At 67.8% G+C, this 9,241-nt stretch carries 9 protein-coding genes; 1 reads left to right on the top strand and 8 read right to left on the bottom strand.

The window, feature by feature from the left end:
- Window positions 1-226 precede the first annotated feature (226 nt).
- The 6 genes from EKL94_RS14015 to EKL94_RS13990 form a co-directional block, all read right to left on the bottom strand.
- The gene (locus EKL94_RS14015; RefSeq protein ID WP_099553186.1) at window positions 227-1,153 is read right to left on the bottom strand and encodes a FecR family protein; all 927 of its coding nucleotides are present in this window, start codon (window positions 1,151-1,153) and stop codon (window positions 227-229) included.
- A complete protein-coding gene (locus EKL94_RS14010; protein ID WP_126929540.1) occupies window positions 1,150-1,659 on the bottom strand; it encodes an RNA polymerase sigma factor in 510 nt (169 codons plus the stop codon). The genes EKL94_RS14015 and EKL94_RS14010 overlap by 4 nt, the downstream gene beginning before the upstream one ends.
- Before the next feature lie 124 nt (window positions 1,660-1,783).
- Window positions 1,784-2,290, bottom strand: a complete 507-nt coding sequence (locus EKL94_RS14005; protein WP_126929539.1) for a hypothetical protein — start codon at window positions 2,288-2,290, stop codon at window positions 1,784-1,786.
- A gap of 93 nt (window positions 2,291-2,383) precedes the next feature.
- Window positions 2,384-2,608 (bottom strand): hypothetical protein, encoded by a 225-nt coding sequence (locus EKL94_RS14000; protein ID WP_005410058.1) that lies wholly within the window; start codon window positions 2,606-2,608, stop codon window positions 2,384-2,386.
- Entirely contained in the window at window positions 2,605-3,306 is a 702-nt protein-coding gene (locus EKL94_RS13995; protein ID WP_126929538.1) for a glutamine amidotransferase, read from the bottom strand. The genes EKL94_RS14000 and EKL94_RS13995 overlap by 4 nt, the downstream gene beginning before the upstream one ends.
- Window positions 3,303-4,076: a YggS family pyridoxal phosphate-dependent enzyme gene (locus EKL94_RS13990; protein ID WP_126929537.1), complete on the bottom strand. Its 774-nt coding sequence runs from the start codon at window positions 4,074-4,076 to the stop codon at window positions 3,303-3,305. The genes EKL94_RS13995 and EKL94_RS13990 overlap by 4 nt, the downstream gene beginning before the upstream one ends.
- A gap of 76 nt (window positions 4,077-4,152) precedes the next feature.
- Here EKL94_RS13990 and ptsJ point away from each other — a divergent pair, with 76 nt between their 5' ends.
- Window positions 4,153-5,439, top strand: a complete 1,287-nt coding sequence (ptsJ, locus tag EKL94_RS13985) for a MocR-like B6 salvage transcription factor PtsJ (protein WP_126929536.1) — start codon at window positions 4,153-4,155, stop codon at window positions 5,437-5,439.
- A gap of 102 nt (window positions 5,440-5,541) precedes the next feature.
- Here ptsJ and EKL94_RS13980 read toward each other — a convergent pair whose 3' ends face one another.
- A complete protein-coding gene (locus EKL94_RS13980; protein WP_126929535.1) occupies window positions 5,542-6,048 on the bottom strand; it encodes a hypothetical protein in 507 nt (168 codons plus the stop codon).
- An 81-nt stretch (window positions 6,049-6,129) separates the two neighbouring features.
- Window positions 6,130-9,240 (bottom strand): error-prone DNA polymerase, encoded by a 3,111-nt coding sequence (locus tag EKL94_RS13975; RefSeq protein ID WP_126929534.1) that lies wholly within the window; start codon window positions 9,238-9,240, stop codon window positions 6,130-6,132.
- Window position 9,241 lies beyond the last annotated feature (1 nt).

Below are 9,241 nucleotides of genomic sequence, written 5' to 3'. Positions count from 1 at the left end.
TCAGTACATGAGCGCACACACATCGTAGGTACATTGCACCACCTGCGGTCAGCCAGCCCGTCATCGCTTCCTGAGCTTGTTAGTTAACTCAGAATTTGTGTGTCCACTACGGAGCCGCATCACGGGTCATGAGGTCGGTCCGTGGGCTCGGAGAGTTGGAAACGAGACAGCCAGGGGCTGACGCAGAGCGTCGTCATCCTGGGTAGACGCAGCCGCAGGCCGGATGTCAGGGTCCATCACGCTGTTCCCTGCGTGGCGGCAGCCACACCTGTATGCCCGCGCCGAGGCGCAGCACGCGTACCTGCAACTGAGTGGCCAACTGGTCGCGGTTGCTGGCTGCGCCGTCGGCACTGCCAAGCAGGGTGACCGGCTGCTGGCGCAGCTGCTCGCCGACGACCCACGTGTGCCCGCCGTGCCAGCGGTCCAGGCCCTGCGTGACGTCGGCCAGCGGGGCCGACACCCAGTGCAGGCGCCGCTCGCGCCAGGCCAGTGTTCCGGGGGCGGCGGTTGTTGCATGGGCTGTTGCCTGCCCATCGAAGCGCAGCTGCTCGCCGTCGTCGGCCAGCATGCTGACGTTGCCGCTGTCCACGCGCACGCGATGCTCGGTAACGGTGACCACGCTGCTGTTGCCCTGCACGGCAAGATCGAATGCGGTCCCCAGTGCAGTGACGGTGCCCTGTGGGGTATGCACCTGGAAGGGCCGGTCGGCATCGGCAGCGACCTGGAACCAGGCCTGGCCGCGCTGCAGCTGGAGCTGGCGGCGCTGCCCATCGATGCGCACCTTCACTTCGCTGCCGGGTGACAGCAGGACATGCGAACCATCCGGAAGGGTTTCTTCGCGGATCTCGCCAGCGGCCGTACGCAGTACCTGCGCCACGGGCGGCGAGGCATGGCGGCTGTAGAGACCCAGCGCGCACAGCAACAGAACCGCAATGCCGGCTTCGCGCAGGCGACGGCGTTGCCTGCGCTGCTGTTGCCGCTGCAGGCTGGGCAGCGTCGCGCCTGCCTGCCACAGGTGCTGCAGATGCTGGTACTGCGCGGCATGGCGGGGGTCGGCCTGGTACCACTGGTCGAACGCGTTCTCGTCGCGGTCACCGTCGTGCCCGTCCAGCCACCAGCGTGCGGCTTCGCGCGCGATCGCGTCCTGGCTCATGCGCCGGGCACCTGCTGCAGGGCGACGAGGGCGCGCAGCAGATGGCCGTGCGCGGTCTGCCGGCTGATGCCGAGCTGGCGTCCGATCTCGGCCAGAGCCAATTGTTCAACCCGCGCCAGCAGGAACACCTGGCGCGAGCGCGGTGGCAGCGCGGCGATGATCGCGTCGAGGTGGCGCAGCTGTTCGGCGTCGAGCAGTCGCTGCTCGGGCAGTGGTGCAGGATCGGTGATGGCCTGCAACTGCGTGTCATCCAGTGCCTCTTCGCGACGGCGCTGGCGCTGCCGGTAGTGATCCGCGATCAGGTTGTGGGCGACGCGGTACAGATAGGCGCGGCCATTGCTCAGCAGGCCGCTGGCGGCGACTTTGACGACACGCAGCCAGGTTTCCTGGACGACGTCATCGGCGTCGCTGCGTTGCGGGAGTTTGCGGCGGACATGGGCGTGCAGCGGCCGGTAATGGGCCGCGCACAGCTGCGCGACATCCGTCGGTTCGACAGGCGTGGACACGGGGCGGGCGACAACTGGGAAAGGGAACAGCCCGCGGCGGCAAGGGCAGCGGCTGCACCTTACAGCAAAAGAGAATCATTTGCATCTATGGCGCGAGGCACAGCACGCATGGGCCACCGCGGCGTCAGCGCGGGCGATAGTCGCAGTGGATCTGCAGGGCTTCGGTGGGGTTGTGATGCAGCTCGAAGCCGCAGTGCTGCAGGCTGCGCTTCACCCGCGCGACCGCTTCGGCATGGTGGGCGACGCGACGATCCTGCCAGCGCGGTGGGGTGAACACGCCCAGGGGCAGCAGCCGCAGCCGCTTGCCGTGCAGTACCAGTGAAACATCGATATGACGGCCATCGATGTCGTGGCCGTTGGCACCGAAGATGGCATCGATTTCATCGCGGCGCTGTGGATAGCAGGTGCGGAATACTGCAATACCGAGCCATCGCACCGCGCGGCGGAAACCACCGAGGCGGCTGTGGCTGGGTTCGAAGCCACGGGTAAGCAGCAGGCGCAGCCCGGCAGGCAGCATTGCCTGCGCGTCGAGCAGGCGTTGCAGTACCTCTTCTTCCAGTTGGATGCGGGTGGAGGGCCAGCGCGGGGCGATGAGCAGTCCGTGGTGGTTGCCGCGTTGCAGGGTCAGCATGGTGGAAGATTGGCATGCTGGAATGCCGTCGGGTAGTGCCGGCCGCTGGCCGGCAGATCCGGATGCCGGCCAGCGGCCGGCACTACCATCGGGTCAGATGTCGCGGTACTGGATCTGCGAAGCCAGTACCCGCAGGCCATCGGCATTGCTGGACAGGATGCGCTCTTCGCCGACACCTTTCTGCCGTTTCAGCTGGAAGCCCTGATCGGCAGGCAGCTGTGCGGCGATGGCGTCCATGCGTTGCAGGGCATCGGGGCCGCTGCAGTCGAAGTGGCCCCAGTGGGCGCCATCGCGGTGGATCTGCAGTCGGTAGTTCATCGCGGTGTCTCCGGGAGGTCCTGCAGCCAATGGTCGAACATCGCGGTGGCGGCCGCAGCCAGTGGTGCGCCATAGCGACGCGCCTGCGCGCGCAGGTCGTTGGGATCGATGCCGGCCTGGGCCAGCTCCAGCGTGTGGCCGATCAGCCAGCGCTCGAACTGGCGGGCATCCAGTTCCGGGTGGCATTGCAGGGCCAGTGCGTGGCTGCCGATGGCGAACGCCTGGTGACGGCAGGCCGGCGTACTGGCCAGGCGGCGTGCACCGGCCGGAAGTTCGAACGCCTCACCATGCCAATGCAGTACCGGAATGCCCTGCAGGGACTGCAGCGGAGAACGCTGGCCTTCATCGGTCAGCAGCAGTGGCGCAAAGCCGATTTCCTTGCCACCACTGGGAGCGACACTGGCACCGAGTGCCCGCGCCATCAGCTGTGCACCCAGGCAGATGCCCAGGGTCGGCCGCTGCCGCTGCAGCCGGCGCTGCAGCAGGGCAATGCTGTCGTTGACGAAGGGATAGGTCCCTGTGTCATTGACACTGATGGGACCGCCCAGCACGATCAGCAGGTCGGCGGTTTCGCCGTCATCGAGCACATCGACGCCGGCCTGCAGCAGCTGCAGCTGCCAGCCTTGCGCCAACAGCAGTGGCTGCAGGGTGCCGAGGTCTTCAAAGCCAACGTGTTGCAGGACAACCGCGTGCTTCATGCCGGGGCTCCGCTGTTCGGCCAGTAGAAGCTGTCCGGGGTGGCGCGGGCGCCGAAAATGGCCTGGCCGACGCGGACCACGGTGGCACCTTCCTCGATGGCCACTTCGAAATCACCGGACATGCCCATCGACAGCTGCGACAGGTCCAGGCCGGGCGGGGCGGTGCGTTGCAGCTGGTCGCGCAGTTCGCGCAGGCGCACGAAGCAGGCGCGCACGCGCTCGACGTCGGGGGTGAAGATGGCCAGGGTCATCAGGCCGCGCACGCGCAGGCGATCGAACGCCGGCAGCTGCTGCACGAAGGCCTCGACCGCATCGGGTTCCAGCCCGTACTTGCTCGGTTCGGCCGAGGTGTTGACCTGCACGAACACATCCAGCGTGCGCTCTTCCAGTTGCAGGCGCTGCTGCAGGGCCTCGGCTACGCGCAGGCTGTCCAGTGCCTGGAACTCGCTGGCAAAGCGCGCCACGTAGCGCGCCTTGTTGGTCTGCAGATGACCGATCACCGACCAGTGCACGCCCAGGTCGGCCATCGTTTCGGCCTTGCGTTGTGCCTCCTGCACCTTGTTCTCGCCCAGTTCGTGGCAGCCTGCGGCCACCGCCATGCGGATGCGAGCGTCATCGACGGTCTTGCTGACCGGCAGCAGGCGCACGCTGGCCGGATCCCGGCCGACGCGGGCGCAGGCATCGGCGATGCGTTGGCGCACCGTGACCAGGTTGGCGGCGATCTGTTCAACGGACTGGGCGATGGGCCAGTCGGCAGCGGCAAGGGGCATGCGGGCACCTCCAATGCAGGGCGGCCAGGGTGGGATACACTGGCACAGGACAAGAGATATTTTGGCATAGGACAAAATGAAAATCACCGGGCACAGCGCCGAGTCGATCTTCGACAGCATCCGCGACGGCATCGGCAAGGGCCGCCTGCCGGCCGGCAGCGTGCTGCCGCCGGTGCGTGAACTGGCCGAGCAGCTGGGAGTGAACCGCAACACCGTGGCCGCTGCCTACAAGCGCCTGGATGCGGCGGGCCTGGCCAGCACGGCGGGTCGCCGCGGCACGGTGGTGCGTGGCCTGCCGCCGCCGCTGGCGCGCGAAGGCAGTACGCCCGGGCTGGCCCTGCAGGACCTTGCCGGTGGCAATCCGGATCCGCGCCTGCTGCCGAACCTGCGCCTGGCCCCGGCCGCACCACGGTTGTATGGCGTGGGTACGGTCGATCCGAGGTTGCAGGCGCTGGCGCGCGCCTCGCTGGATGCGGACTGCCCGGAGGGCTATGCGCTGGAGCTGACCCATGGCGCGGTCGATGGCATTGAACGCCTGCTGGCGGCGTGGCTGCTGCCGGGGGATCGCATCGCGGTGGAGGATCCGTGCTTCCTCGGCAGCCTCAATGTGCTCAACGCTGTGGGTCACGTGCCGTTGCCGGTGGCGGTGGATGCACATGGCATGCAGGTCGAGTCGCTGCGGCAGGCACTGGAGGCCGGCGCACGTGCGGTGTTGCTGACGCCGCGGGCGCACAACCCGACCGGGGCCAGTCTGGATGCGAAGCGGGCGCGGGCGTTGCGGCAGTTGCTGGCGGCCTACCCGCAGGTGGCAGTGTTGATCGACGATCACTATGCGCTGCTCTCGCAGCAGGGCTATCACTCGGTGCTGCCGCTGGATGGTCGTCGCTGGGCGCTGCTGCGCTCGTTGTCCAAACCGCTTGGCCCGGACCTGCGGCTGGCCTGGCTGGCCTGCGATGAAGAAACCGCGATGCGGTTGCGGCTGCGATTGGCGTCCGGCACCGGCTGGGTCAGCCACCTGCTGCAGGATGCGGCGACCTCGGTGCTGGCGTCGGCAATGCAGCGGGCTAAGATCGCCTCGGCAGGTGAGCGTTATCAGCAGCGCCTGCAGTCGCTGCAGGAGCTGCTGCGCGCGCGTGGCATGCTGACGCCGCTGCCGATGGAAGGATTGAACCTGTGGCTGCCGTTGCAGGCCGACAGCCATCCGCAGGTGCTGGCGCTGGCTTCGCGCGGGTGGCATGTGCGCGCTGGTGAAGTGTTCGCGGTGGCGGCGCCGGGGCATGGCCTGCGCATCACCTGCGCGGCGCTGGGGACGGCGCAGCTGCGGCAGCTGGCGGATGACCTGACGGCGGTGTGCGGTCTGTAGCGTCGAGCCATGCTCGACTTTGCTTCGTCTTTGTAGAACCGAGCCATGCTCGGCTGCTGTTGGTAGAGGCAGTCGAGCACGGCTCGACGCTACAGAAGCAGATCAGGGCGCGGCGTTGGCGCCGGGGCGCACGTAGTAGGACTGGCCGCTGTCATCGACGAACATCAGCTCCGGCTTGCCCTGCCAGGAGGTGAGCATGGCGCCGGTGTTGTTCTGGTGCTTGACCATCAGGCTGGCGCCGCGGTCCGGGTTGGCGACGACCTTGAATACTTCGGTGGTGCCGGTGGCATCGTCGAGGGTGAGCAGGGCTTCGCCACCACGGTCGCTGGTAGCGTAACCGCCGCGTTCGGTGCCATCCGGGCCGAGCAGGATCAGGCCGGACAGGGCGGTGGCACGCGGCCCCTGGGGGCGGCCCTGGCTGAGCGGATCGGGAACCGGTGCGCCGAGGATCACCCGCGGCTGGCCGCTTGCATCGTGGATGACCAGCCCGCGTGCCTCGATGATGCGTTGTGGCGATTGGCTGCGATGCAGGCTCCAGGCGGTCCAGCCGGAAACAAGCAGGGCGAGGGTCGAGACCACCAGGGTGGTCAGCAGCAGCGCGCGGGGCATCGGGTCGTCCTTCCTTGGATGTGCCGACGATAGCGGATGCGGACCGGCAATGGCCAGTTCGTTGTGTGACGTTGTGTATCGTCAGTGGAAATCGCGGCTGTGGCTGCGCAGTCCCTGCAGCAGTTCATCCAGGCAGTGCATGCGCTGCACGATGACGTGCTGCACGCCATCGACGCGTTCCAGGCGGCCATCGATCTGCATCAGCTGGGTATCGACCAGCACCCGGTGCTGGCGATCGGCCAGGTGCCGCCAGACCACGGCGTTGACCATGCCGGTCTCGTCTTCCAGGGTAAGGAAGGTGACGCCACTGGCGGTCTGCGGGCGCTGGCGCATGCGTACCAGGCCGGCGATGCGTACGCGTCGGCCATGGCCGTGGTCTGCCAGCTGTGCGGCATCCAGGCAACCGCGACTGCGCAGTTGCGCACGCAGGAACGAGATCGGGTGCCGGCCGAGGGTGGTGCCGGTGCTGCGGTAGTCGGCCTGCATGTCTTCCCAGGCGCTGGGCAGGGGCAACGGCACGCGGGCTTCGGCGGTGGCACGGGCCTGGTCGAACAGTGGCAGCCGGTTTTCCACACCGGAGATATCCCAGCGTGCACGATGGCGATGGCCGCTGAGCCCACGCAGTGCACCGGCATCGGCCAGCAGGCCCTGCTGGCGGCGGTCCAGTGCGGTGCGCTGGCACAGGTCGCCCACATCGTCGAACGGGCGCCGCGCACGTTCGCGCATGATGGCCTGCACGGCGGGCTCGTTGCAGCCATCGACCAGACGCAGGCCGAGCCGGATCGCGGCCGCGCCCTTGCTGAAATCCAGGGTGCAGTCCCAGTCACTGTGGCGCACGTCCACCGGCAGCACGCGGATGCCATGCCGGCGCGCGTCCTGAAGGAGCTGGTCGGGGCTGTAGAAGCCCAGTGGCTGGCTGTTGATCAGGCTGGCGGTGAACGCGGCCGGGTGATGGCACTTCAGCCAGCAGCTGGCATAGGTCAGCAGGGCGAAACTGGCAGCATGGCTTTCCGGGAAGCCGTAATCGCCGAATCCCTTGATCTGCTCGAACAGGTGCTCGCCGTATTCGCGGCTGAAGTTGTTTCTCAGCATGCCGGACAGCAGCTTCTCGCGGTGCGGCTCCAGGCCGCCACGGCGTTTCCACGCCGCCATCGAGCGGCGCAGGGCATCGGCCTGGCCCGGGGTGTAGCCGGCCGCTTCCACCGCCAACTGCATGACCTGTTCCTGGAACAGTGGCACGCCGAGGGTGCGCGCGAACACGCGCTTCAGCTGTGGCGGGTAGAGCGGGTTGTCCGGGTCGTTCAACGCGTCCGGTCCCTGTTCACGCAGGATCCGCCGCCGCTCAAGGTAAGGATGGACCATGTCACCCTGGATCGGTCCGGGGCGCACGATCGCGACTTCGATCACCAGGTCATAGAACTCGCGTGGCTGCAGGCGTGGCAGCATCGCCATCTGCGCGCGCGACTCGATCTGGAACACGCCGATGGTGTCGGCGGCGCAGATCATGTCGTAGGTCGGGGTGTCCTCGTCGGGGATCGCATCCATGCGCCCGCTGTGCAGGCCATGTTGCTGCAGCATTGCCAGGCACTTGCGGATGGCGGTGAGCATGCCCAGCGCCAGGCAGTCGACCTTCATCAGGCCGGTGGCATCCAGATCGTCCTTGTCCCATTGGATGACGGTGCGATCGGCCATCGCCGCGTTTTCCACCGGCACCAGGGTCGACAGCGGGTGCTCGGAAATCACGAAGCCGCCCGGGTGCTGCGACAGGTGGCGCGGGAAGTCGATCAGCTCGGCGGTCAACGCCAGCAGCCGCCGCATCAGCGGTGTTTCCGGATCGAAGCCGCGCTCGCGCAGTGTCTCTGGCAGTGGTACGTGGCCGCCCCAGTGGTCCATTGCCGCGCCCAGTTCGTTGACCTGGTCCATCGGCAGGCCGAGTGCACGGGCCACATCGCGGATCGCGCTGCGGCCGCGGTAGCTGATTGCCACCGCAGTCAGTGCGGCGCGTTCGCGGCCATAGCGCTTGAACACGTACTGCAGCACTTCCTCGCGGCGCTCGTGTTCGAAGTCGATGTCGATATCCGGTGGTTCGTCGCGCTCGGCGGAGATGAAGCGCTCGAACAGCAGGTTGCTGCGCGCCGGGTCGATCTCGGTCACGCCCAGCACGAAGCACACCGCGGAATTGGCCGCCGAGCCACGGCCCTGGCAGAGGATGTCCTGGCTGCGTGCGAAGCGCACGATGTCCTGCACGGTGAGGAAGTAGGAGGCGTAGTTCTTCTGCCTGATCAACGCCAGTTCGTGCTCGATCTGCGTGCGTTGCGCTGGTTCGATGCCGCCTTTCCAGCGCCACGGGATGCCGCGCTCGACCAGCACGCGCAGCCAGCTGTCCGGATCGTGGCCCTCCGGCACCAGCTCGCGCGGATAGGTGTACTGCAGCTGCTCCAGGGTGAAGTGGCAGCGCTCGGCGATGCGCAGGGTCTCGGCCAGCAGGGCCGGCGGATAGAGCTGGGCCAGCGCGGTACGCGGGCGCAGGTGGCGCTCACCGTTGGGGAACAGGCGCCAGCCGGCTTCGGCCACGCTGCAGCGGTGGCGGATCGCAGTCAGCGTGTCCTGCAGGGCGCGGCGGCGTCGCACGTGCATGTGCACATCGCCACTGGCGACCAGCGGCAGGCGGTGGCGTTCGCCGAAGGCCTGCAGCTGCTGCAGGCGGCGTACGTCGTCGTGTTCGTGGTGCAGTTCCACTGCCAGCCACAGCCGATCATCGAAGCCGGCGCGCAGCAGTTCCAGGTCGGTGGCGGCCGGTTGCCGGTCCAGCCACAGGCACAGCAGGCCGTCGGGCAGGCCGAGCAGGTCCTCGCGCAGGCAGCGGTACTCGCCCTTGGCCGCGCGCCGCCGGCAGGTGGTGATCAACTGGCAGAGCCCTGCATAGGCGGCCTGGTCGGTGCACAGCAGGGCCAGCTTGGGTCCGTCCTCGATCTGGAATTCGGCGCCGACGATCAGCGCCACGCCATGCGTCTTCGCCGCCTGCCAGGCACGCACGATGCCGGCCAGCGAGCATTCGTCGGTGATCGCCAACGCGCGATAGCCTTGGCCGGCGGCGCGCGCGAACAACTCTTCGGCGATCGAAGCACCGCGCTGGAAACTGAAGGCCGACAGGCAGTGCAGTTCGGCGTAGCCGGGCAGTTCGCTGTGCATG

This window comes from Stenotrophomonas maltophilia, assembly GCF_003970865.1.
GTDB classification, from domain to species: domain Bacteria; phylum Pseudomonadota; class Gammaproteobacteria; order Xanthomonadales; family Xanthomonadaceae; genus Stenotrophomonas; species Stenotrophomonas maltophilia_AR.
The sequence above is the reverse complement of the archived record's forward strand: the minus strand, read 5'-3'. Positions and strand labels throughout refer to the sequence as shown.